The sequence below is a fragment of the Sphingobacterium hungaricum genome (assembly GCF_015210005.1).
Classification (GTDB): domain Bacteria; phylum Bacteroidota; class Bacteroidia; order Sphingobacteriales; family Sphingobacteriaceae; genus Sphingobacterium; species Sphingobacterium hungaricum.
In genome coordinates this window covers 2,383,174-2,407,480 of sequence record NZ_MU158698.1, presented here as the reverse complement: position 1 = coordinate 2,407,480, position 24,307 = coordinate 2,383,174, and the positions used below count along the sequence as shown (strand labels likewise).

Here is a 24,307-nt window from a genome sequence, read left to right as displayed (position 1 = left end):
GCGTTTATACTTTTAACAAAGTCAAAAACGTTGAATAAAGAAAAATTAAAAGCCTTAATAAATCAATTTCAGAATCACACGATCTCTGATCAAGACCTATACCTGCTCAAGCATTATTTAAAAAATAATCCGAGCGACGAATTTTTGCTTGAAATAGTGGATGAGCTCGGAGCGGATTCGCAAGAGATTGAAATCAGCTCTTCCGATCAAATTTTTCAAAACATCCTCTCGAACAAGGAAGTTCAACAAGTAATTGCTCCGCAAAAAAATACTAAACACCGACTCGTCTACTGGCTTTCTGCGGCCGCTGCCTGTTTGTTATTCTTCTCAACAATCGGTTTCTACTTTATGAAGAACCAATCATCGCAAGAATTAGCAGACCTAAGCTTATCCAAAACGGAAATCATTCCGGGAGGAAGCAAAGCAAAAGTGGTCTTGGATGATGGGACTATTATCGATCTGGAAACCTTAAAAAATGATACAGTCATCTATTTAGATGGCTATGCAATCCAAAAAGATATCGATGGCGTCCTATCCTATCAGCTAGATCCCCAATTAAAAGATCAGCAAATTGTCTACAATACCATAATCACGCCGAAGGCTGGAGAATATCACCTGGTGCTTCCAGATGGCACAAAGATTTGGGTCAACTCATCTTCCGAACTTAAATACCCATTGAATTTTGACAAGGAAAGCCGTGAGGTCGAACTAAAAGGCGAGGCTTATTTTGATGTCAGCAAAATTCAATCTCAACAACATCATGTGCCATTCATTGTGAATACAGGTTCGCAAAAACTGGAAGTGCTAGGAACGATCTTTAATATCCAAAGCAAGAATAACAAAATCAGAACCACGCTGGTGGAAGGTTCAGTTAGGCTAACTTATGCAGACGGGAAGAAATTCGTGCTAAAGCCTAACCAACAAGCGATTTACGAAGAGCAGAAGAACAACATAGACATCATCGCGATCGACCCATTCTACATTACCGCTTGGAAGAACGGATCATTTGCTTTCGATAATGCATCGATCCATGAAGTTATGGACATTTTATCCGCCTGGTATGATGTAGAGATTGACTACCTGAGCAAGGTGGATGATATTCATTTTACGGGTACTGTTTCAAAATATGAACAGATCGATAAGGTGCTAGATGCTATAGAAATGACCGGATCAATTAGATTTAAAATCGATGGAAGGAGGATTTTAGTCATGAAATAATAATCTACTTGGAAAGGAAAATCAGGAGCGTTGCGACCGCCCCTGATATAAAGTCTTACGACTTCCGATTGAAAATTAACTTGTTACGATTAACCAACCGAATTACAAATGTATAAAAAAAATAAAATATCGGTATTAATAGATACTGTATATATAAGACCTAAACTATTATCGATGAAGCTATCGCTAATTTTGATGTTCACAGGGATTTTGCAAGTCAGCGCTTTTACCTATGGACAACGGGTAACCTTACATAAGAACAATGTCAAGCTAACCACTGTTTTAAAAGAAATCCAGAAACAAAGCGGATACAACATCCTGTATGACAGCTCGCTCATCCCTTCATCGTGGACGGTAAACATCAATGTGAAGAACCAAGCGGTCACAAATTTCCTAGACGACATCTTGCATTCCCACAACCTGGAATATCGGTTAATGGATAAGAATATCATTCTGAATAAAAAGAAAGATAAGCTGCCTACTTCAGAAAACGCTATCGAAGAAGAAAGGAACCAACAGCGAACCATCCAGGGAAAGATACTAAATGAAAAAGGGGAAGTACTGGCGAATGTGACCGTATCAGAGAAAGGCAGTCAAAACAGTACCATGACTGATGATTTCGGGAATTATTCGATTACCTTAAAAAATTCTTCTTCCATACTTGTCTTCTCTATCGTTGGCTTCGAGAAACAGGAAATCCCAATAGGCCAACAGACGACAATCAATGCGACGCTTATCCCCTCGCTGAGCGAAATGGATGAAGTGGTCGTCGTGGGTTATGGTGAGCAGAAAAAAGTAAACTTAACTGGAGCTGTCAGCCAAATATCAGGTGAAGAATTTGAAGATCGCCCAATCACGCAATTGACTCAAGCCTTGCAAGGCAACATTCCCAACCTGAATGTCGTGTTTGGTTCTGGCCAGCCCGGCACCAGCGGTTCTGTTAATGTGCGCGGAAATACATCGATCAATGGCGGCGGGCCTCTAATTTTGATTGATGGTATCCTAGGAACATTGGACAGGGTAAATGTAAATGATGTTGAATCGGTAACAGTACTCAAAGATGCCTCCGCAGCAGCCGTTTATGGTGCAAGGGGTGCTTTCGGCGTTATTCTAGTGACAACGAAGAAAGGCAGCAAAGATGGGCAGACTTCCATCGATTACACCGCTAACTTTGGATATACCACGCACGCGACAAACACAGACTACATCACTTCAGGTTACTGGAACGCCAAAATAAATGACGATGCGATGTACAATGCATTGGGCTATCGGGCAACGCGCTACACCGACGAAGATTATGAGGAACTGCTAGCTCGAGTGAATGATAAAACTGAGGATCCTTCGAGACCTTGGGTCGTCACAAAAAAAGATGCCAGCGGCAGGGACATCTATCGGTATTATGCAAACTTTGATTGGTTCAACTACCTGTATGATGATGTCCGTCCAAAAAATGACCACAACATCTCCATCACCGGAAAGTCTGGCAACACAACCTATTCGTTATCAGGAGCAAAATCTGATGAGCAAGGAATCTTCAACATCAAGCCCGATAATTTTTCAAGATATAATCTCCGATCTAACCTTTCTTCGGAAATCAGGCCTTGGTTAACGGTGAGCAACAGCACCCATTTTTTCAAGTCTTCTTATGATTGGAATGGATTGGCAACGAACTTTAATCAAGTTGCAAACAATGTAAGCAACAGTCCGACTTATCACTACCACGCCATGTATGTGCCTCGGAATCCAGATGGAACATTGACAGGATATTCCGGGATAAACAGCTATCCGATCGGATATGGATTGCACAACGCCTTAGAGAGCGGAACGATGAAAGGCTATTCGAGAGGGACTGAATTTACGAACAAGACTGAAGCCGTAATCAATTTTGGCAAAGGTTTGAGCTTGACAGGTAACTATTCATACCGAGAATACCGTTCGGATTATTCGTATCGCCAGACTAGGCAATATTATTCGAAATATCCCGGCGTGATGGAGCTTTCAGCGCTCGGAGCTTTGAATCAAGATAAGCTGACCGAGAACATGGCTAAGTACAGCTGGCATTTCATCAATATTTTTGCGAATTATCAGAAAAGCTTTGATAAGCATAACCTGACCGCAATGGCGGGTTTTAACCAAGAAGATCGCATCTATAAACGCATTGGCGGGATCGGGCAGGAACTTCTTTCAGAAACATTGAATGACCTAGACTTGGTGATCGGAGAAAAACAATTTCAAGGCGGATCGGACGAATGGGCAGTGCGCGGTGGGTTTTATCGCTTGAACTATGATTACGATGGAAAATATCTATTCGAAACGAGCGGACGCTATGACGGAACTTCTCGCTTTCCTAAGACAAGCAGGTTTGGCTTTTTTCCTTCCTTCTCTGCCGGATGGAGAATCAGTGAGGAGCAGTTCTTTGAACCGATCAAACCCATCTTAAACAACTTGAAGCTAAGGTATTCCTATGGCTCCTTAGGCAATCAAGAGGTTGGCACCTATGCCTACATTTCGTCGATGGGCACAGGCCAGGTTTCGTATTTGGTCGACGGACAGCGATTGAATGCGACTTATGACCCTGCTCCGGTTGCCAATTCATTGACTTGGGAAAAAATCACGACCAGCAACATCGGTTTGGATTTTAACATGATGAACAATCGTTTGGCGGTCGAGGCTGACTATTACGTGCGGAATACGATTGGCATGCTGAGCGTGTCCCAAACCCTGCCCGACGTATTTGGAGCGACCGAACCTCAGGAAAATGCAGCCGATCTAAGGACAAAAGGATTTGACCTGAGCGTTACCTGGAGAGACCATTTTAACCTAGGCAACAAGCCATTCAACTACAGCATCCGAGGTATTTTATCTGATTATACCTCCGAGATCACCAAGTTCAGCAATCCTGCCGGTTTATTGAATACCTATTACGAAGGCCAGCAATTGGGCGAAATATGGGGATACCATTACGATGGTTTCTTTAAGACAACCGATGAGGCACAAGAATATGCGAAAACGGTCAACCAAGATCAGATTAACCACAGGAGAGTTCAGGCTCCGACTGCAGAGCTTAGAATGCTGCAAGCTGGTGATATCAAAATCAAAGATCTGAACGGTGACGGAATAATCAATGCCGGAACCAACACCCTCTCCGACCCTGGCGATCGCCGCATTATCGGAAATAGCCAACCGCGCTATTCGTATGGGCTGACTTTGAGCGCAAACTGGAACGGCATCGATGCTTCCGTTTTCTTACAAGGCATCGGCAAGCGCCATTGGTACCCCAATTTAGAGGCTCAAGGCTTCTGGTCGGTCTATGCGCGTCCTTATGATTCCTTTATTCCCAGCGATTTCCCGGACAAGATATGGTCGGCAGAAAATCCAGACTCTTATTTCCCATTCTTAAGAGGCTATACCGCCCAAAACTCTGAACTTTCGGTGAACAATGACATGTATCTGCAAGACCTTTCGTATTTAAAATTAAGGAACCTGACCATCGGATATGCTTTACCGAGCTTATGGTTAGATAAGGTCAAGATCAACAAGATCAGGGTCTATATGAGCGGAGAGAATCTCCATACCTGGACGAAACTTGAAACGGATTACATCGATCCTGAACAAGTCATGACGGACAATACAGGCAGAAGCTATCCTGTCGGAAAAGTAATTTCATTCGGCGCTCAAATCTCATTCTAACACAGACTATGAAAACATATAAAGTATTTGCGATAAGTTTACTAGCCTTAGGATTATCGGCTTGTAACGATGATTATTTAGAAAGATATCCATTATCTGAACTTGCTCCTGAAAATTATTTCTTGACAGCGGCTGAGCTACAGAATTACACCAATGCCTTTTATACCGAACTTCCGGATGCCTTGGCTATACATTACAATACCCCAAATCAAGCAGACGACGAGGCTCGCAACACCTTGGCAAGCGAAATCCGCGGAACGCGCGAAACACCTTCTAGCGGAGCTGGATGGACCTGGACCGAGCTTCGCCAGATCAATTTCTACCTTGAAAATTCGCATAAATGCCAAGATGAAGCTGCGCGCTTGAAATACGATGGCATTGCGCGATTTTTTAGAGCTTACTTTTACTTTGACAAGATTGTCCGTTTTGGCGATGTGCCTTGGTATGACTCTGTGCTTGAAATTGACGATGAAGGCTTATTCAAAACTAGAGATTCCAGAAAGCTTGTTTTTTCGAACATGCTAGAAGACATTGATTTCGCAATTGCAAATGGCCAAACGGCAAAGAGCGGGCAGCTGATCACGAAATGGACTGCTTTAGCCCTAAAATCAAGGATGTGCCTTTTCGAAGGAACCTTTAGAAAATACCATGGATTAGGCGATTGGGAACCCATCCTTGAAGAAGCTGCGAAAGCTTCTGAAGAACTGATCAATTCGGGCGTATACTCGGTTTACAAAAGCAATGCTACGACGGCCTATCATGAATTGTTCATCGCCGAGGATGCCATTACTTCGGAAATGATCTTAGCTCGCCAATACAATGCTGCGGTTCCCTATGTACATTCTGCGAATTTCTACATCCTTTCGGCTTCCTATGGACGGCCGGGCATGCAAAAATCGCTTGTTAATAGCTATTTGATGAAAGATGGCACACGCTTTACCGATATCAATAACTACCAGACAATGCAGTTTTTCGAAGAAATGCAAAACCGCGATCCTCGCCTATCCCAAACAGTTCGCACACCGGGCTACAAACGGATCGGCTCGGCAGAGACCTCTGTTCCTGATTTTGCCACCTCGGTAACGGGCTACCAATACATCAAATATGTGCTCGCTTCGACTTTTGATGCAGGGCAATCCACGAATGACATGCCTATATTTCGGTATGCAGAGGTATTGCTCAACTTTGCAGAAGCAAAAGCTGAACTAGGAACGCTCACGCAAGCAGATATCGATAAGAGCATCAAATTATTGCGCGACCGTGTGGACATGCCGAATCTTGATCTGCAAGCGGCCAATTCAAATCCAGATAATTACCTGAGAACCGAATATGCAAATTCAACGAAAGGAGCTAATGAAGGTGTGATTTTAGAGATCAGAAGGGAAAGACGTATCGAATTAGTAAAAGAAGGCCATCGCTATAGAGACCTATTGCGCTGGAAAGAGGGAGCACGATTGGAAAAACCATTCTATGGGATGTACTTTCCAGGCGTTGGACAGTATGACCTGGACAAAGACGGAAAGCTTGATCTCGTCATTTATGAAGGCACCACGCCTACCCGATTACCAGGAGTTCAATATCAAAAACTGGGCGAATTGGTACTTGAAAATGGCACTAGTGGCGGACGCATAGTGAACCTACCTGATATTCTGAAGAAATGGGATGAACAGAAAGATTATTTCTATCCAATACCTACGCAAGAACTTCAATTAAACAAAAACCTTACACAGAATCCGGGCTGGGATCAGACCGGTACATAACAGATGCAGATGAAAAATTACACATGCTATGCGCTTTTGTTCTTGCTCTTCGTGAGCAAGGTCACTTTTGCGCAAGAAAAAGTCAAGATACTTTCGTACAATGTCTTGTATGGACTGCAAAAAGATTCGACAACGATCGATCGGTATAAGCAGCTGATCGCTTCGCTAGATCCAGATATCATTGCAACGCAAGAAATGAATGGTTGGACGCAGAAAACGTTGGAAGGCTTATCCAACAGTTACGGGCATCCTTATGCCTTGCAATCAAAAGAAGAAGGATTTCCAGTCGCGCTGACCTCAAAGGCCCCTTTGCTGAATTTTAAGAAAGTCACGGAAAACATGTGGCACAGTTACATTTATGCCAAGGTGAAGGGAATCCATATTTTTGTGATCCATTTCTCTCCCTTCAGTTATAAAAAGCGTTTGGAAGAGGTGCACTATATTTTGGCTCAAGCCAAAGAATTGCCTCCGAACGAACCTATTTTAATCATGGGCGATTTTAATTCATTGGATGCCGCCGACCAGGCACATTACGGTCAAGACGCGCTCGCCGCCATGGTCGCTAGCGAAGAAAAAAATGCGCATATCCGAAATTTGAACAACCAAGAAATCGATTATACGGTCTTAGGCAAATTAAAGGAAGCCGGTTTTGTTGATTCATACTATCTGACGAACAAAGAATTCACAGGGAGCGTTCCCACGTTCAAAGACGGGAACGGAAAAATCAAAGAGTCCGATAAAGGAATCCAAAAGCGGATTGATTTCTTATGGTGCAATCCGACCGCTGCGAAAGCAGTGACGAAAAGCATAGTCCTCAAAAATGATTTATCTCATTATATCTCCGATCACTATCCGATATATGTCGAGCTTTCTTTGATGAACTAACTCACATAACACATCAAACAAAAAGCAGGAATGAACCTATGTTCATTCCTGCTTTTATATGCTCGTGAAGAAGATTTCTTCTTAGTTGAGCGATAATGTTGTGGATAGCACTTTTCCAATGGAAACTGTATTTTCTTTAGCCAATTTGCCATCGATCCAGATTTCCGCTTTCAACGTCGATGCATCAGTCGCTCCTATTCCATTCGCGGAGATGATCGTGCGAGAAGATTCTACGGTTACTTCGTCGCTTTCCCAAGTTGCACCGAAATCGCCTGATCTCGTTACAGGAGATGAAGATCCATCGTAGAAAACGACTGTGGTGATATTGACATCAGAAGAACCGACAATCCGGTAAGTGACTTTGTTTTTCCCGTCTGGAGCTGGGTTATCGTCAGAGCTACAACTTCCAAAAAAGAAAGGAGCTATCGTAGCAAGTAATGCTATAATAAGTAAAGGTTTAAGTTTTTTCATAAGTTGCGTTAAACAAATTGTATGCCACACACGAAAGATTTTGCGATTGAGTTAACAATAAGTTAACTAAAACATCAACTTCTGTTGACTAAAAAGATGGGAATAAATTAGAGCGCTAACGATTTTATTGTCAAATCCTAATTTGGGTTATCTCAAAATTTAACATGGATAATCACAAAAAAGTTTGCTTGCCAAATTCTAGGTTTTGACGAGTTAAATTGTTAAGACAATCAATGAGATATTAGGGTAATTTTATCGTAGAATTTGAAAGTCGCAGAGAAGCTTGAGAAAACAGTTGTTTTTCAATAAATCTTGAGAAAGTATAAAAAATTCCTCGCACAAAAGACTTTAAAGACCTATTTGTAAACTTTGAGCTACAATTAATTTATTAATTGGCTGTTCGCTCTATTATGGTACCCAAGATTCGGATATTCAGCCCGCAAAATGTCTAATAACCTGTCAATACATTCATTTTTTGTAGTGTCAAAATCACTTGAGGACCAATTTTTACCCGCTAAATGATAAAAATCTATATCATAAACACCAAAATCATACACAGGAGTACCTTTCGGAAAATAATGGATATGATATTCTTTTCTTACTTTTTTCAATAACTTTACCTTCATATATTTCACTTCTGCGAACGATTATTTCAAAAAATTACCAATTTCATAATTGAAATCTTGCCCACATTAATTAATAATCTGATCAATAATCCTTATTTGCATTGAAATTTTCATGCCATCATTTCTAAAACGTGCCAATTTTGGGTTTTGTAACACAATAAGTACTTTCTACAAAATCGACCTACTGCTATTGATTATTTATCAGATTTAGTAACTAGCGTTCATTAAAAATCAAATTATCAAGTTTTTTAAACCTTGTTTTTTCTCACAATAAATTTGAAACTTTAGTCTTAATAATATAACTTAGTGAAAACAATACGCCGTAAAACAAATCCCAACTTTCCACGTTTAAAGCGCGATGGAATCAATCCTTCGTTCGCATAATTTTGCGCGGGAAATTTAACAAAAAAATCCCTAATTCACAAGAACTTACGAATATTTAAATTAATACGTTTAAACATCTATTTACACCAAAAATCAATAAACCGCATCCTACTTATGTAGTTTACGGCCCCAATAACAAATTGCACTTATAAACAGATACGATGATAAACGCTGATTGGATTTATTTTTTGAATAAAAATAAATCCATATAAACTTCACTAACAACTAGGCGATTCCATTAAAAACTTACTAGCTTTTAGTATTCATTAAACCAAAACGAATCCTTTTGGTCACATAGACGTTAAACATTGGTTAATAATAAGATATTTTCAGGATAAAAATATGCTTATCAAGACCAACTTGGTTCAGTTTTTGACTTAAATGAAAAATGATGAAAAAATACTTTGTTTATATCATGCTACTTACAAGCATTGCATTTATGGCCTCCTGCATTACGCCTCACCGAGGAAGACCTATGCCTCCAGGACATGAGAAAAAAGTAAAGCGCGCAAAATCAGCTCGCCCATTCGCACCGGGGCAAAAGAAAAAAGCCAAAAAAGGCAAAAACAAGCACAACAAGCATAGCCAAGTTTTTGTATTTCCAACACGGACAAATTCATAGGCTTGTGGATAAGTCAGGCTGCAATCTTTATTGAAGAATAAAAGTGCACTTTGCTCTACGAACTTGAGCTCTTACCCCAGATAGCCGAATAGAGTACCTGGGGTAAGAGCTTCTCATTCAAATGGGCAAAAATCTCCCAATCGCTCGACGGACATTGTCGAAAGCGTGTTCTGCAATTTGCTAGCAGAATATTTTGAAAAATTATTTTCGGAAAGGCTATAATATTTTATAATTTTAGATAATCTCTTAGTTAATATTTATATTAATAAAATCAAATAGATTATTTATGGCAATAAAAAGCAATGCAGAAGAGTTTATCCAACTAACCTTCAAAGGAACCAACACGTCTAACGAGAAAGACGCAGAGCGAACAATTACCCACAACGGAAAGCTAAAAAGCCGAATTTTAATCAATACGAGCAGTCCGAGCATGACGATTTATCGGCCCGACCAATCGGTGGACAACGGCATCAGCATCTTGGTGATTCCAGGAGGCGCATTTCATTCCTTATACATCGATGAAGAAGGGCTTTATGTTGCGGAAAAGCTAACCGCTTTAGGTTATACGACTGCGCTATTAAAATATCGCGTGATTTCAATTGATAAAAATTATCCGATAAAAAAGGTCTACAAGGACAAAGAAAATTTCACGAAGCTGGACCAACTTTTCGGACCGCAATTAGATTCGGCCATCGAAGACGGAAAAACGGCTATGAGCTATTTAGTAAACCACGCGAAAGAACTTAAAATAAACAAAAAAAAGATTGGTGCGATCGGATTTTCTGCCGGAGGCACATTGACTGCTGCGCTTGGCTTATCAACCGAACATAAAGCCTTGTTTTGTGCACCGATCTATCCATTTCTAGAAATATTAATGAATTTACCCGTCCCTCAAAAAGCCTGCCCATTGTTTATTGCTGTTGCACAGAACGACAATTTTGGATTTAATACAAATGCTGTAAAATTTTATCAGAAATGGGTCGAAGCGAATGCGCCAGCCGAACTGCACGCTTTTAACAAAGGAGAACATGGGTTTGCGAGCAAAACACAAGGATTGCCGGTCGATCATTGGTTCGAACAGTTTACAGATTGGCTCGTCAGCATGGGCTTTGCTTAAATTGATAGCTCGTGCTATCAATCTCTAGGAGTGATTGCTCAAAGTTTCTCAACAAATGACAAATAATCAAATCCCTATATCACTAGGGATTTTTGCTTTTACGATCTTTTCTCTCGTTGCACGATTTCTACGTTAAAAACTATGTTAACAATTAATTACTACTATAAAAAATTTCAAAGCAATTGACTAGATTTGGCTAATATTAATTAGCATTTAACTCTAAAACACCGTTTCTTTTTTATGCATACTATTTTACCCTTTTTATTGGCGATCATTGTAGCAATTGTCTTATTGCAGATGTTGGCGACTAAATTAAAGGTTGCATACCCCATCCTGTTGGTCATCGCTGGTTTATTGATCAGCTTTATACCGGGATTACCGATTTTGCGCATTAATCCAGACCTGATTTTCTTTATCTTTTTGCCGCCGCTCCTTTTCGAAGCGGCATGGACCATTTCATTTAAGGAAATGAAGAAATGGTGGCGGATTATCGGAAGCTTTGCCTTTTTAGTAGTGTTCTTTACAGCATTTTCTGTAGCCATTACAGTGAACCACCTGATCCCAGGGTTTACGATTGCCTTAGGTTTTCTGCTAGGAGGCATTGTTTCGCCCCCTGATGCGGTCAGCACGGGCGCGATCATGAAGTTTGTAAAAATCCCAAAATCTACGTCTGCAATTTTAGAGGGCGAAAGCTTGCTGAATGACGCATCATCGCTGATTATTTTCCGTTTTGCCTTGGTCGCAGTCGGCACAGGGCAATTTATCTGGCAAGAAGCCACCATGGACTTTTTCTGGATGGTGCTTGGCGGTATCGCAATCGGCTTGATATTGGCCTGGCTATTTGTGCAAGCGCATAAAAATTTGCCTACTGATGCACCCTCCGATATTGCGCTAACGCTTGTTGAGCCTTATTTTATGTATTGGATTGCGGAGCAAGTGCATGCTTCGGGTGTCTTAGCCGTTGTGGCTGGTGGCTTATACCTATCGGCAAAACGGATGATCTTTCTCAACAGCGCAAGCCGCATAAAAGGCTATAGCGTTTGGGAAAGCTTTGTTTTTATCCTCAATGGGATGGTCTTCTTTATTATCGGGCTGGAACTTCCTGAAATTACTGAAGGATTGCGTACGGAAGGCATCCCGATCAAAACAGCCATCGGTTATGGTTTATTGGTGACTTTAGTCTTGATCCTGGCGCGGATAATCAGTTCCTATGCAGCCATGATCAGCACACTGATCTTTCGTCCGAGCGTCGCGCCTCGGATGGGCTCCAGGAATTTAAGGTATTACATGCCTTTGTTTTTAGGATGGACAGGCATGCGCGGAGTTGTTTCGCTAGCCGCCGCATTATCAATCCCTGTATACCTAGATAACGGATTCCCGTTTCCGCATCGTAATTTGATTCTCTTTATTACGTTCGTGGTTATTTTGGTGACGCTGGTAGTTCAAGGCCTGACCCTGCCCTATCTGATCAAACGGATTAAAATGTATACCGTTTATGGAACGAATGAAGATGAAGAAGAGCGCGTGCGCAAAAAAATCAAGCATCAGCTTAAGGAGCATATCTATCATTTTCTAAAGACTCGCTATGACAGTGATTTGCACGACAATAGATCCGTCCAGCGCATAGTCAAAATGTGGGAAGAACGGACTGAGACGAATGAAGAAGATTGGATGAACGAGAAGACCAAAACCTTGTTTATCGAGATGCTTCAAAGCCAGCGCGAACTGTTGAATGAAATCAATAAAGACTTATCGATTAACGAAGAGATTATCCGCCAGCAGCTCTATCAATTGGATTTGGAAGAAGAGCGACTGAAGATTGTGTAGGTTTTAGGCGGTAAGGCTGTAAGCTGATTTTCAGTTGTCGTGCTGAGCGCAGCGAAGTATCTAAAGCCGAGAATCTTCGTTACACTCAGATTGACAAGTAATTTGATAGTTCGAACCTTATTTAAACTGGATTTTCAATCCCGAATAATAGAGCGGATTGCACATCCGCTTTTATCATTAATTCAGGATGCCCCTACGGAACATCCTGAATAGCATATCCCCCTAACCCCCGAGGGGGAACAGCAACTTGATAGAATTAATAATGGCTAGTGATGAATTAATCATACTAGCCATCACATAACCCCTAGAAAGTTTTTTTACTTTTGAATTTTTACTTTTTACTTTGCGAAGCAGGGAGATGTCGAACTTCAAATAAACGGGATTTGCAATCCCGAATCCTAGAGCGGATTGCAAATCCGCTTTTATCATTAATTCAGGATGACCCTACGGAACATCCTGAATAGCATATCCCCCTAACCCCCGAGGGGGAACAGCAACTTGATAGAATTAATAATGGCTAGTAATGAATTAATCATACTAGCCATCACATAACCCCCAGAAAGGCTTTTTTACTTTTGAATTTTTACTTTTTACTTTGCGAAGCGTTTGACTTTGAAAATCCTAAATAAACCTCGTCCAATCGCTATTTTCTTCATAGGCCATTACAGGAGAACAATTTGTTGCGCTGTTTAATTGACCGACAAGCATGGAGATATCCATATTCATATGTTGACGAGTGATTGAAGTCATTTCGTTATCGAAACCTTTATTGTTTACATCCATCACGAACTGAAAACAAACCACGCGCGCGATAATTCTACCTAAGACGACTAAATCGCGCTGTTTGATGGAATCGCTTAAGCTGAAGTTTAAACTTGCCGCAAACTCCCCTGCTGCGTTTTTTGTTAGGTTATATTGCTTTAAGAACTGCAAGAAATTCGTTTCTTTCGCTTTCTTCATTGATTTCAAAACGCCTTCGGCAATTTGTGCATAAAGCATTTCATTCGAACCTTCGAAAATCTGGAAAGGACGGCTATCCACAACGCCACGACCTGCAATATGGTCCAGACGGTATCCATTCGCGCCAGCTAATTGCAAGGCAATCTGAGCAGATTCTTGCATCAAGTCAGTCACCAACGCTTTTACGCTATTCGCGTCTACGCCATGCGTTGCTAAATCCGTATGGATGCTGCTGATTGTTGTGCTGTAGGCGCACATGGCAGAAGCCAATGTGAAGGAAGCCTGCAAGCGCGATAACTGAAACTTAACGGAATCCATTTCATGCAGCTTAGCGCCAGAAACCTGACGATTCGCACAATGAGCCAGCGTTTCATCCATCAGGCGTTTGATAAATCCAGCAGCCATTCCTGGGAACTGCAAACGGCTACGGTGCAAAATATCCAACATCATTTTGATACCTGTAGATTCTGGGGTCAAGCGATGTGTTAAAGGCACTTGAACATCAATATCATTGATTCCGTAAGGAATAGCATACAAACCTAAGTTATTGTATTTTCTGCTGACATGGATTTTCTGCGAAGGAATTCCATTTTCGGTCATCATAAAATCAACGTCGCGCATCAGGTCGCCACTTGGATTTTTCTTGCGCGCAGCGACTAACCAATAGTTAGCATCGCCAGTCAAGCCTTGCCAGTGTTTTTGTCCCTTCATGTGATACCCGTTTGCATGTTCTGCGTACGACGTGCGCATATTTAATGCGTCGCTTCCGTATGCAGGTTCGGTAATCATCAACCCACCCATCGCTTTATTCTGCAAAAAATCCTGAAAAACTTTCTCTTGAATCAATGGGTTGCCATATTTTGCCAAAGGCTCTAAGAACAAAGCGATGTTAATCCCAAATATCAGAGATAGCGACAAAGACTCGTAAGAAGCTGCCGAAAGCACGCGCAAACATTCCGCAACTTTCACTCCTCTTCCACCAAATTCAGAAGGAATAGCGACTGATAAAGGTTTTAATGCCATAATTTCATCCAGAAAAGGCTTTGGCAGACCTCGCTGAAGACTTAAATTATTAAAATTATATTCCACATTAAATAGGCTATGAAACCTATCCTTCATGGATTTGATGTAAGCATCAATAGGCTGAACCGGTACTTCTTCTGTGTAATTAAGCATCTTTTACTGTTTTAGTATTTAAAAATCCCATTGGAACTGCTGATTAGCGTAGATGCACGCATCTAATCACTGCATCAACCGTTTATAAATCGATTATACCGACTTGATAGCTATGGGTTACTACAAATTTACGCAGTAAAGAAGCGGTGGCTTTATTAATTCGAGCACAATATATAGGACAAATCGTGCCAATTGGTATTATTTTATCGATTCCCGATAAGCAGCCGGAGACATACCGACTTTCTTTTTAAAGATTCGGGAAAAGTAAGAAGGTTCCGAAAAATTGAGCTCATAACAGATATCCGTTACGGTTTTAGTCGATTCATGCAGTAAGAGTTGGCTATGCATAATCAAGACTTCGAGGATTAAATCTTTGGATGATTTTTTAAAGACATCATAAACGCAACGATTCAAATAGTTGGTCGACACAGCCAACTTATCGGCGTAGAAACTTAGACTTTTCTGCTCTTTGAAATGCTGATGAACAAGCTTCTTGAATGTCATAGCGATTTCTTGCTTTCGATTAAGCACTTTGTGCGAAGCAGAAAGTTTAATGATTTTCAGCAGAAGTGATTTTAATAGACTTTCGGATAATTGCAGATAAGGGTCTTCGTTACGCAGTTCTTTAAATAATTGACTCAATAAATTAGCTAAATCTTCGTTGTCTTCATCCGATAGATTTAACAAAGGCGCAATCGTAAAGATATTGAGGATTTCTTGCTCTCGGAAAATGGAAGTCATCGCCTCCTCCTTAATCAATACGCAATAGCCTTCGGCAGATTTACTAACTGATTTAATCGTCGACACATTCCCATAATTGCTAATCAACACCGCAGGAGCATTGACAATAAATTCCCTAGGCCCAATCTGATGATTAAAAAAACCTTCCGTGAGGTGAACAATCAGGTTATACCCCAATAGAATCGGTGGAGTCGGCACTTTGATAAAAGGCGCGATTTCACTTATCTTGAAAATTTTGACCGGAAGCTGTTGATACTGAAGATGCCCCAAATCCCCGGTCATAAACCGTTCTACAAATTCGTCCGCATTTACTTGGTTGTCCATGTTGCTAACAAAGATATCTATTTTCCAGAAAGGAAATCTAAAATTGATTATTGGCTATGAGATTTAGCTTCAATAGAAAAGCATGGCGCAGAAGCTGAACCATGCTTACGTGTATATACAATTTCTCAGAAACCTATTTTGTTGCTTCCTTTTGTAGGATTTGAATAGCTCCTCCTGCAGAATAACCTGCAAATTGGATATACACATCATCCCCATTCGTACGGCGGATAACATACGCTTTTGTGATAGAGTTATTGTAATTTAAAGAGCCTTCTTCTCCAAAATAAGTTGCTTGGTCGTTTATGCGGTCTAGTTCCGCCTTACTGACTTTGCCGTCAAATACGTTGACAGCGCCTAATTTCAGAATTGCCTCTTCATAGCTTTTCTCAAATAATGGCAACGAAAATTCTTTTCCGTTCTCCGCGGTGACGAATGATTTCCATGACCTACCTTCGACAGGAGTCATCACGCCTTCGAGAGGAAAAAATATTTTGTCGAAATCTCTTAGCAAAGGTTTGTTCAATGGCACCATTCCTTTTGGAAACTCGATATATGGAAATGTTCCTAATTCCATTTCGGAGACGGCAATTTTGTTGATGTTAAAAGTAGAATCTACAGCAGTATCGTTTGGCTTTATATCCTCTGCTGTTGATACGACAGCAGAAGAATCTTTGCCTGTTGTCTTTGCTTTTTTTTCGCTGTTGCATGAAACAACAAACATGGAGCTTATGCCGATTGATAGTAGGAAGGCGGTTGCTTTATTCATGATGTTTAGATTTGATTACCCAAATATATCAATTGCTAGCATATTCCAGCACATTCAGGTCTTGAAATTGATAACAACTGATTTGAAGTCATGCATATCTTAATTAAATATTACCCTGTCAAAACTGGCGTCTAAGGGCTTGTTCAATGGGACAAAACTTTTGGGAAACTCGGCTTCAGGAACTCCTCCGGAATCTAAATCTGGCAATGCAATATCGGTGATAGTAGATTTAGTACTTGCGCTCGTTTTCGGTAGGTTTTGGACATCGGCGGTTAATTCGACTACAACAGAATCGGCACTTTGTGTTTCTATAATTACTGCATCATTACATGAAATATTAAAAGTAGAGCTTAGGCAAATAAGCAGTAAAGCTGTTGCGTTATTCATGGTTAATAGGTTTGATTGCACAAATATATTGATTAGTACGATAATCAAGACCATTTAAGCTAACATTTTTCGCTTTTCAGACTATTACACCTTGGGCTATCTGCTTTAAAAAAAAACTCTTCACAAAGTTAACCCCTATCTGTACTTAATAAGAACAGGCGGTTTAATTTAAATATTCCTCTTGCATTACGTGCACAAATTCTGCATAATAAGCCACAGCTTCGTCTAATTTATTTTGCTCGACAAGGTGGATAGAAGGCACGACCAATTGTTCGTAAATGCATTCTAAAATATCGCTTTTATTCTCCGCTCGATAAATATTTTCCAGCATGGCTGGCGCAATGACTTTATATTCGGAAAGCATGCTGTTATACTGCGGAATGGGTTTCATATACGTTTCTCTTAGTGACCTTAAGGTTTCCAATTCATAGCACTTATCATCTAGGCCTTTGTGATAGACACATGCCGATGTCAGGAAACAATCCATATTATCCGTTTCGCTAGACGCTTTGCGCTCAGGCTCAAGCGTGATTAGAATATTGCCGTTTTTATTAAACACATAAGCTGTTGGCTCACTGTTGCCATGGTTAAAATCAAAGCCTTCGAACCCAAAATCCAACACGTTTTTCCCGTTTCGTTTTTGAAATATCCCATAATTATCTGCCAAGTCCTCCGAATTTTCAGCTAAGAAATTCTCATACAGCACTTCTTCACCGTCAGAAGATTTCAGCGTGCGAACATCATTTTTGTATATTTTAAACTTTGTTGTCTTAACTGAATCACCTGTGCCAACACAGAAACCTATTTCCTTTTGGGAAGAATTGCTTTTAAATGAGGCGACACTTTCTACGCCGTAAATATGCAAATGAACAGTCTTGTCAGCTCCTAATTTCTCATTTTTGTAAACACCATAAAAGTTAAGTGCCGTAACAGTTTGCGATTTAACTAATTTCGGCAAGGAGATTAATACAGGCACCGCCGCTATCGATTGAATAAATTTTCTTCTTTTCATATGCTTAGAAATGATCGTTGATACTTAAAAAATTGCGGTGAGTTTCTGGCAACCGTTGACCGTAATATCCCAAGAAACGACGACCTCATTATCGCCATGGCTGACCAATTCAACCTTATGTTTCCCTTTCGCTACTGAAGTTACGATAGATACATTCGGCGTTTGGGATACGCTGACTAAATCATCATCACAACTGACAAAAGATGCACGATAATTTGGCTCTAGCACAAATGAACCAGCCATTACGCCATCAATCTTAATGGAAAAAGCACCTCTATCGGATGTTGTATTATCCGCAGCGATAATCAAGTTGCCGTCTTCGGCAAATAAATCATCCAGCTTTTCACAACTTTGCAAGAATAGAATAATAGGGATAAAAATCAATAATCCTAGATATTTAGCTTTCATAGAAATAATTTACTCAAAAGGTTAATAAAATGTTTTTTACGGATAATAACTTGGCTCAAAGTTAGGACATAGCCACTTAAAGAAAAATACCCACTTGGAGGTATTTTTAGTTTATGTTGGAGAAAAGGAATTTGGGAAATGAAGATATAGCTTTAGGTTGAGTTAGAGTAATTGGATTTTTATTGGAACAGATTTTAAAAGCACAACATTATAATATGTTGAATCAGAAAAAAGTCTACAAAACCAACTCATACCGAACAGACCTGCCTGCTCCTGCAACATTTAAAGCAAAAATCTCTCTTAAATGCTGTAAATCTCTAGTAGCTGTAGCTTTAGAGGTTTTCGTGATAATGCAATATTTTTTAGCTGTCATCCCTCCTTTAAATCCTTCAACTCCTGCTTCAAACATCCGGCTAATGACCTTGAATTCCCTTTCATTTAACAAGCCTTTAAATCTATCGAAGAATAGAACTTTTTTCACGGTAAATTCCACCAATTGTATTGCGTCAATTTGTGCGTCTAAAATAACTTGTGCGAAATAGTCAATCCACATGCTGATTTCAAGACTTGATTGAGCAGATTTCAAAGCGTCATAATACCGCGTCTTATTTTTATCAATCACTTTTGAAATCGATAATAAAACTGGACTTCGTAAGGTTGATGATAAAGCATATTCAGCCAAAGCACGGCCAAAGCGCCCATTGCCATCTTCAAAGGGATGAATACTTTCGAAATACAAATGTGCAATTGATGATTTGACCAAAGATTTTGTCACGATATCTAACGTTGATAAATCATCGTTATTAAACCATTGCACGAACTTTTCCATTTCTTGAGGAACATCCGCGGATGTTGGAGCTTCGAAATGGACAATTTACTTTCCATAAGCTCCTGAAATTACTTGCATAGGTTCATCGCCTATGCGCCATTGTCCGGCATTTATTTTGCCAAATGATTCCATCAGCATTTTGTGCCAATCCAAAATCATTGTTGTGGACAATTCACTTTTATATGATGTCCTAACTTTAGTCATCAATTCGGTGACACCAGCGACACGCTTATCAACAACTTTTGTATTGTCTATTAATCCTAAATTACGCTTGATAGAAGACATCACATCCGTGCGACTTAGATATTCTCCTTCTATTTCGGAAGTTTTTAACGCTTCAGAAATAAGAATTTCAATAATGGTCTCTTGTTTTATATCTTCATTTAATCCGGCATTTAAACCTTTAATGTGCCCTAATTTTTCCGCAAACGATATTGCTATTCTTTGGATATTCTTCAATGAATAGATAAAATTAGGCCAGTCCTTATATTGCCAATTATACACGTTGAGCTGATTAAATAAGTTATTCAACTCAAATATAACGAAAAACTGAGCCGAATAGTAGGGTTATTTGGCTCAAATAAATTTACTCTGTTATCTAAGCTAACAGAGGGTTATTATTTTCCGATACAAAAAGTGCCCACGTTTGATTATCAGTGTATTATTTAAAAATAAATACAAATAAAATTCAATTTTATAACATTTTATTGTCTGATAAATCGTCTATATTAATTTTGGATACAGAATTGAGATAGACAGACTAGACAGCGATTATATAATGTTCTATTCAAAAATATCATGAAACGAATTTATTCAAAAACCTAGATTTAATTCTTGACTTATAATCTCCCCATGGCATCATCCGAATTGATGGATAAGAAACATAAAGAAATCTTTTAGCTCTAGTAAATGCTACGTATAGGTTATTCTTTTCTTGATTTAATTCTTCACCTCCATTTTGTATCGCTAAATAGTATGGGAATGTACCATCATCCAACCCAACAAGAAACACAATTTCTGCCTCTTGCCCTTTCATAGTATGAACAGTACTTATACAAATCCCATCTTGTTTAGTGTCTCTTTTAATAATTCCTAATGAAATTGTATTTTTAAATCCTGTTAAGGAAGGTTTCAAATTAATAAATGAATATTCCTTCCATAGTTCTTTCATTTCATCTAATTCATAATAAATTTGTACTTTCTCATCATCACTAAAATATGTTGAATCTTTTATGTAATCAAAAACCATTTGAATTGATTTTTTAAAATTCTCTTCTGTTAAACCCGAGATTACCTTTCTAATAAACGAAAAATATTCATATTTAGATTTAGCTATCTCATCTTCATTTTCAAAATTATTAACTTTTAATAAAGATTTAAGTCTTTTAGTGTGTAACTTGTCCGAAGGGTTGATCTTAATTCTGAAATAGAAATCAAATAATTTCATAAAAATGGTTTCAAATTTAATCCCAATATTCCCAGATTTAAAATAGTAAGGTATATTATTCTCCTGTAATAATCCCTCTATAAACTTAAATACAAACTTATTACGTCCTAAAATTGCAATTTTGCTATAATCGATTTCACCTTCAATATCTTTATGATTTTTGAGATTAATTAAATCCTTGATTTTTCCAACTACGTATTCTGCTTCATCTTTTTCACTCTTAGCCTTATAAATTTCAAACTGCCCTTCAATGACATAGTTCACTGCTTCAACATTTAATGTCATCAATTTATTTGCTGCATCAATAACCTGTTTGGAGCATCTGTAATTTTCATCTAAAGTAATTTTTTGTGCATTAAAATCTTCAACAAATAATGTCTGCATATACCTAGGAGTAGAACCATTGAATCCATAAATAGATTGATTAGGATCTCCTACAATCATTACATTTTTAATATTGTCTCCACATAAAGATTTTAGAAGATAATATTGTGCTTTATTCAAATCTTGTCCCTCGTCTATAAATATATAATTATAAGATTTGGCATATAGACTTTGTACCGCTTCATTATTTGAAAAAAGTTTATAGACGAATAAAATTAAATCGTCGAAATCAATTGCATTATTAGATTTTAAAATATCCTGGTACTCATTATATAAAAACAAGAAATGTTCTTCCCCTTCTTCTGTAATTAAGTCTTCGGGCTCAGCCAATTCTCTTTTTATTGAAGATATGAATGAGAGTACTTTTGATTTATATCCTGCTATATCCTTTGACTCTAAACCATCATATATATCAGTAAAATATGGTACAGATTTAATAGCTTCTTCTACAATTTCAATTCTATCACTTTCATCATCAAAAATGTGAGGCATTTTTTGGAAGCCTAAAAGTTTAAATCTTGATTCAAGTATAGATTGACAAAATGAATGAAATGTACCAACAAAAACATTCTTATTTTTCAATTTGTCTAGCTCCAACCTTTCTTTTAATTCTTCACTAGCTTTATTAGTAAACGTAATTGCTAAAACTTTTGAATTATTATCTTCTAAAAGCTTTTTCACTCTTTCTGTTAATACTCTAGTTTTTCCGCTACCTGCACTAGCTTCAACTAAATATGCACCTATTCCTAAATCAACTATTTCAGTTTGTTTAGTGGATAAATTAATTTTACTCATCTTCTGCTGGATTTAAAACGTCATTTACTTTACCAAATAATTCAACTATTTTATTCGGTAATTGTTTAGCAGATAATAATAACTCATTAGCAATAATAGGAGCAAATTGTGTTTTCATTCCCGTAATAATTCCATAGTAATCATCATCTGGAATTTGATTTAATTGCTGTTGCTTAGCTGCTCGGTGATGCTCATTAGCACACTTTTCTAACTCGATTTTATGATATGCAATTTTTACTTCATCAATATATCCTTGTTCACATAATTCTTTTTCAAAGTCATTATTAGGACTAACAAAAACAACTCTGTTGGGGTCATTTATCTTTGATTTGGAAATCTGCCTTAAAACATCAGTATTTACATCTGGTTCATTATCACTAAAAAGTAAATATTCAACGTTAAAAGACTCACAAAATCTGATAAATGGGAGATATTTAGTATTTCCTCCCACACCAATAAAATTAACACCTAAGCTCACATGATCAATATCGAAATGCTTTTTCACTAATAATGGCAATACTTGTTCTTCGGTTTCTCCTTCAAAAAGAATGACCAATTTTGAAAAATATAATTCACCTCTAGTATTAATGACTTGTCTTTGAATTTGTCGCAATTCTTCAGGTTCAAAATCTTCGCTAAAGACTTTACCAATTTTAATAGATTCTCTTTTCTTCGAGATAGATCTTATCTCATTAATTTTTGCATTTGCAGCAATATAATTTGAATGTGTTGAAATGATTTTTTGTCCAACTATCTCATTTATCTGAGAATACAACTTTTTTTGAGCATTTGGGTGTAAATGCGATTCAGGTTCTTCTATTGCTAATATTGGATAATAAGGTTTTCCATTATTTTCATAGATTTTATGATTAAGATTTAAAAATGATTTTAAAACCAAGAGAGAAGACCAGCTTCTAGTACCCATTCCGTGATAATCCATAGAGAACTCAGAATAATTAATTCTTATTCCTTTATTTAAGTCCCGTACTTTCTTAGTAAAAGGGGTTATTTGAACAGTATTATTAGTATTGTCCATTGCTGTGTCTAACTCTTTAAGAGTTGTTTGTAACTCAGTCAAAATATCCGAACTTCCAATTGTCGTCGAGTTCAGTTCTGAAATTAATGCTTCAATTCTTTGTTTATTTTCCAAAGAAAATTCTAATGATGATAAGATCCGACCTAAATAAGATGACTTAGATTTTATATCTTCTAAAATATCTCTATTTGCTTCTAAATAAAAGAATGGTATCTGATCAAAATAAAAGCTTAGATCATTATCATATTCATTGTCGTACCAGTTAGTTTCGCCATTTAAAAACTCTTCCCATTGATCAATGTAAAATTGTTGCTTTCGGAAAGCTTTATTATTCTCTTTTATTATTGTTCTAAAAGACATTATTTGATTTCCCTCAACTGAAATGCCAATCCTTTCTGCTTTAAATACATCATTCCAATCGTCATTAAATTGATCCGTCACATTGCCATCATCGTCAACTGGAACAAATAAAACATCTATGATGATAGTATCATCAATATGTTCTTCGCAATAGAAAAAATCATCATTAGATATAAAATGAGAATTAGTTAACGCTAATTGTAAAGCTTTAAGCAAAGTAGTTTTACCAGCATTGTTAGTACCAACTAAAACAGTTGTATTTTCAAAGTCAACTTCAATATTTCTAAAGCCTCTGAATCCTTTTACTCTTACTGATTGTAATCTTATTCCCATTATTGATAATTTATATTTCAATTAATATCTTAATTGCGAAAGTCCAAATAGGTCTATTAAGTCATATATTCAATAAATTAAATTTTAAATTACACAATTTTAAATCTTATCTAATCCAGTTATTAATGATATTAGCTTATCCATAATATATCTGTCACGTTGATTTTCTAAAACAGTATTAGAAGGAATTAATTTATTCACAAATATGTTATGGACCAACCATCCGTTACTTTCATTATAATGAAATTCAAGGTGTCTACGAGTTATTCCTTTGGTTCTGCTTGTATTAATTAAAATATCAATATCTGGATAATTGATAATTAAGCTATCATTTCCAGATACACATTCAAAATCATCTCCTGCTGAATTAAACCCGATTTTAACTTTACCAATTATGAGAACCCCATTAATATCTCCATTTGTAATATTCACTCCTAAATTAGTATGTGAATAATTATTAATAATCCATTCGGCTAGTTGTTTAACTTTAGTAGATTTTCCACATTCACTAACTCCACGCAATGTTATCATTCTTTTCATAATTGACCTCCTTGCGTTTTGCTAATATGATCAATAGCGCCTATTGCATTCAATTTAGTAATCATATTATCAATCTCTAAAATAAGTTCTGTTCTACTTAGCTTTTCATCCATCACTAGAATTTTCTCCTTTAATTCTTTTAAAACTCTAATGCCTGCAGCTGCGGGATCTAATTCGTTTATACTAGGTTTATTTATTCCCATAATAAA

At 38.0% G+C, this 24,307-nt stretch carries 21 protein-coding genes; 7 read left to right on the top strand and 14 right to left on the bottom strand.

All coding sequences use genetic code 11. The annotated features are described in order from the left end of the window. Positions 1–30: 30 nt before the first annotated feature. The 4 genes from C4F49_RS13700 (at position 31) to C4F49_RS13685 (ending at position 7,553) form a co-directional block, all read left to right on the top strand. The gene (locus tag C4F49_RS13700) at positions 31–1,218 is read left to right on the top strand and encodes a FecR family protein (RefSeq protein WP_196936410.1); all 1,188 of its coding nucleotides are present in this window, start codon (positions 31–33) and stop codon (positions 1,216–1,218) included. 174 nt (positions 1,219–1,392) lie between these two features. Next, the gene (locus tag C4F49_RS13695; RefSeq protein ID WP_196936409.1) at positions 1,393–4,908 is read left to right on the top strand and encodes a TonB-dependent receptor; all 3,516 of its coding nucleotides are present in this window, start codon (positions 1,393–1,395) and stop codon (positions 4,906–4,908) included. 8 nt (positions 4,909–4,916) lie between these two features. Then, the gene (locus tag C4F49_RS13690) at positions 4,917–6,668 is read left to right on the top strand and encodes a RagB/SusD family nutrient uptake outer membrane protein (RefSeq protein WP_196936408.1); all 1,752 of its coding nucleotides are present in this window, start codon (positions 4,917–4,919) and stop codon (positions 6,666–6,668) included. 9 nt (positions 6,669–6,677) lie between these two features. Further along, a complete protein-coding gene (locus C4F49_RS13685) occupies positions 6,678–7,553 on the top strand; it encodes an endonuclease/exonuclease/phosphatase family protein (protein ID WP_196936407.1) in 876 nt (291 codons plus the stop codon). An 81-nt stretch (positions 7,554–7,634) separates the two neighbouring features. On the opposite strand, the gene C4F49_RS13680 is transcribed toward C4F49_RS13685, so the two are convergent. Together C4F49_RS13680 and C4F49_RS13675 are read right to left on the bottom strand one after the other, a co-directional pair. Continuing rightward, positions 7,635–8,024 carry a tudor domain-containing protein gene (locus C4F49_RS13680; protein ID WP_196936406.1) on the bottom strand — a complete coding sequence of 130 codons (390 nt, stop codon included), beginning with the start codon at positions 8,022–8,024 and terminating at the stop codon, positions 7,635–7,637. Between the two features lie 380 nt (positions 8,025–8,404). Beyond that, entirely contained in the window at positions 8,405–8,650 is a 246-nt protein-coding gene (locus tag C4F49_RS13675) for a hypothetical protein (protein ID WP_196936405.1), read from the bottom strand. A 775-nt stretch (positions 8,651–9,425) separates the two neighbouring features. Here C4F49_RS13675 and C4F49_RS13670 point away from each other — a divergent pair. From C4F49_RS13670 to C4F49_RS13660, 3 genes are all read left to right on the top strand, one after another. Continuing rightward, positions 9,426–9,656, top strand: a complete 231-nt coding sequence (locus C4F49_RS13670) for a hypothetical protein (protein WP_196936404.1) — start codon at positions 9,426–9,428, stop codon at positions 9,654–9,656. 286 nt (positions 9,657–9,942) lie between these two features. Continuing rightward, positions 9,943–10,773, top strand: a complete 831-nt coding sequence (locus C4F49_RS13665; RefSeq protein ID WP_196936403.1) for an alpha/beta hydrolase — start codon at positions 9,943–9,945, stop codon at positions 10,771–10,773. 240 nt (positions 10,774–11,013) lie between these two features. Continuing rightward, positions 11,014–12,600 (top strand): Na+/H+ antiporter, encoded by a 1,587-nt coding sequence (locus tag C4F49_RS13660; RefSeq protein WP_196936402.1) that lies wholly within the window; start codon positions 11,014–11,016, stop codon positions 12,598–12,600. A 621-nt stretch (positions 12,601–13,221) separates the two neighbouring features. Here C4F49_RS13660 and C4F49_RS13655 read toward each other — a convergent pair. From C4F49_RS13655 to C4F49_RS13600, 12 genes are all read right to left on the bottom strand, one after another. Then, positions 13,222–14,736: an acyl-CoA dehydrogenase family protein gene (locus C4F49_RS13655; RefSeq protein WP_196936401.1), complete on the bottom strand. Its 1,515-nt coding sequence runs from the start codon at positions 14,734–14,736 to the stop codon at positions 13,222–13,224. A gap of 198 nt (positions 14,737–14,934) precedes the next feature. After that, positions 14,935–15,801, bottom strand: a complete 867-nt coding sequence (locus tag C4F49_RS13650) for a helix-turn-helix domain-containing protein (RefSeq protein ID WP_196936400.1) — start codon at positions 15,799–15,801, stop codon at positions 14,935–14,937. 133 nt (positions 15,802–15,934) lie between these two features. Continuing rightward, entirely contained in the window at positions 15,935–16,567 is a 633-nt protein-coding gene (locus C4F49_RS13645; protein WP_196936399.1) for a hypothetical protein, read from the bottom strand. 99 nt (positions 16,568–16,666) lie between these two features. After that, a complete protein-coding gene (locus tag C4F49_RS13640) occupies positions 16,667–16,954 on the bottom strand; it encodes a hypothetical protein (protein ID WP_196936398.1) in 288 nt (95 codons plus the stop codon). A gap of 163 nt (positions 16,955–17,117) precedes the next feature. After that, positions 17,118–17,966, bottom strand: a complete 849-nt coding sequence (locus C4F49_RS13635) for a hypothetical protein (RefSeq protein WP_196936397.1) — start codon at positions 17,964–17,966, stop codon at positions 17,118–17,120. Between the two features lie 24 nt (positions 17,967–17,990). Further along, a complete protein-coding gene (locus C4F49_RS13630) occupies positions 17,991–18,374 on the bottom strand; it encodes a hypothetical protein (RefSeq protein WP_196936396.1) in 384 nt (127 codons plus the stop codon). Positions 18,375–18,609: 235 nt separating this feature from the next. Then, complete coding sequence (locus tag C4F49_RS13625; RefSeq protein ID WP_262894795.1) at positions 18,610–19,248, bottom strand: Fic family protein; 639 nt, start codon at positions 19,246–19,248, stop codon at positions 18,610–18,612. After that, positions 19,249–19,707 carry a DUF4172 domain-containing protein gene (locus C4F49_RS13620; protein WP_196936394.1) on the bottom strand — a complete coding sequence of 153 codons (459 nt, stop codon included), beginning with the start codon at positions 19,705–19,707 and terminating at the stop codon, positions 19,249–19,251. It lies immediately after the preceding gene. Between the two features lie 292 nt (positions 19,708–19,999). Continuing rightward, positions 20,000–21,829 (bottom strand): ATP-dependent helicase, encoded by a 1,830-nt coding sequence (locus tag C4F49_RS13615; protein WP_196936393.1) that lies wholly within the window; start codon positions 21,827–21,829, stop codon positions 20,000–20,002. Next, positions 21,822–23,558: an AAA family ATPase gene (locus tag C4F49_RS13610; protein WP_196936392.1), complete on the bottom strand. Its 1,737-nt coding sequence runs from the start codon at positions 23,556–23,558 to the stop codon at positions 21,822–21,824. The genes C4F49_RS13615 and C4F49_RS13610 overlap by 8 nt, the downstream gene beginning before the upstream one ends. Positions 23,559–23,657: 99 nt before the next feature. Further along, positions 23,658–24,089 carry a hypothetical protein gene (locus C4F49_RS13605; protein WP_231388316.1) on the bottom strand — a complete coding sequence of 144 codons (432 nt, stop codon included), beginning with the start codon at positions 24,087–24,089 and terminating at the stop codon, positions 23,658–23,660. A 5-nt stretch (positions 24,090–24,094) separates the two neighbouring features. Next, complete coding sequence (locus C4F49_RS13600) at positions 24,095–24,301, bottom strand: hypothetical protein (protein WP_196936390.1); 207 nt, start codon at positions 24,299–24,301, stop codon at positions 24,095–24,097. Positions 24,302–24,307 lie beyond the last annotated feature (6 nt).

Excerpts from the sequence above, each read along its gene's own strand:
- C4F49_RS13605 (WP_231388316.1), bottom strand. The coding sequence starts at position 24,089 with ATGATAACATTGCGTGGAGTTAGTGAATGTGGAAAATCTACTAAAGTT.
- C4F49_RS13635 (WP_196936397.1), bottom strand. The coding sequence starts at position 17,966 with ATGAAAAGAAGAAAATTTATTCAATCGATAGCGGCGGTGCCTGTATTA.
- C4F49_RS13675 (WP_196936405.1), bottom strand. The coding sequence starts at position 8,650 with ATGAAGGTAAAGTTATTGAAAAAAGTAAGAAAAGAATATCATATCCAT.
- C4F49_RS13660 (WP_196936402.1), top strand. The coding sequence starts at position 11,014 with ATGCATACTATTTTACCCTTTTTATTGGCGATCATTGTAGCAATTGTC.
- C4F49_RS13630 (WP_196936396.1), bottom strand. The coding sequence starts at position 18,374 with ATGAAAGCTAAATATCTAGGATTATTGATTTTTATCCCTATTATTCTA.
- C4F49_RS13670 (WP_196936404.1), top strand. The coding sequence starts at position 9,426 with ATGAAAAAATACTTTGTTTATATCATGCTACTTACAAGCATTGCATTT.
- C4F49_RS13615 (WP_196936393.1), bottom strand. The coding sequence starts at position 21,829 with ATGAGTAAAATTAATTTATCCACTAAACAAACTGAAATAGTTGATTTA.
- C4F49_RS13610 (WP_196936392.1), bottom strand. The coding sequence starts at position 23,558 with ATGGGAATAAGATTACAATCAGTAAGAGTAAAAGGATTCAGAGGCTTT.
- C4F49_RS13655 (WP_196936401.1), bottom strand. The coding sequence starts at position 14,736 with ATGCTTAATTACACAGAAGAAGTACCGGTTCAGCCTATTGATGCTTAC.
- C4F49_RS13640 (WP_196936398.1), bottom strand. The coding sequence starts at position 16,954 with ATGAATAACGCAACAGCTTTACTGCTTATTTGCCTAAGCTCTACTTTT.
- C4F49_RS13665 (WP_196936403.1), top strand. The coding sequence starts at position 9,943 with ATGGCAATAAAAAGCAATGCAGAAGAGTTTATCCAACTAACCTTCAAA.
- C4F49_RS13645 (WP_196936399.1), bottom strand. The coding sequence starts at position 16,567 with ATGAATAAAGCAACCGCCTTCCTACTATCAATCGGCATAAGCTCCATG.
- C4F49_RS13600 (WP_196936390.1), bottom strand. The coding sequence starts at position 24,301 with ATGGGAATAAATAAACCTAGTATAAACGAATTAGATCCCGCAGCTGCA.
- C4F49_RS13680 (WP_196936406.1), bottom strand. The coding sequence starts at position 8,024 with ATGAAAAAACTTAAACCTTTACTTATTATAGCATTACTTGCTACGATA.
- C4F49_RS13650 (WP_196936400.1), bottom strand. The coding sequence starts at position 15,801 with ATGGACAACCAAGTAAATGCGGACGAATTTGTAGAACGGTTTATGACC.
- C4F49_RS13685 (WP_196936407.1), top strand. The coding sequence starts at position 6,678 with ATGAAAAATTACACATGCTATGCGCTTTTGTTCTTGCTCTTCGTGAGC.
- C4F49_RS13690 (WP_196936408.1), top strand. The coding sequence starts at position 4,917 with ATGAAAACATATAAAGTATTTGCGATAAGTTTACTAGCCTTAGGATTA.
- C4F49_RS13695 (WP_196936409.1), top strand. The coding sequence starts at position 1,393 with ATGAAGCTATCGCTAATTTTGATGTTCACAGGGATTTTGCAAGTCAGC.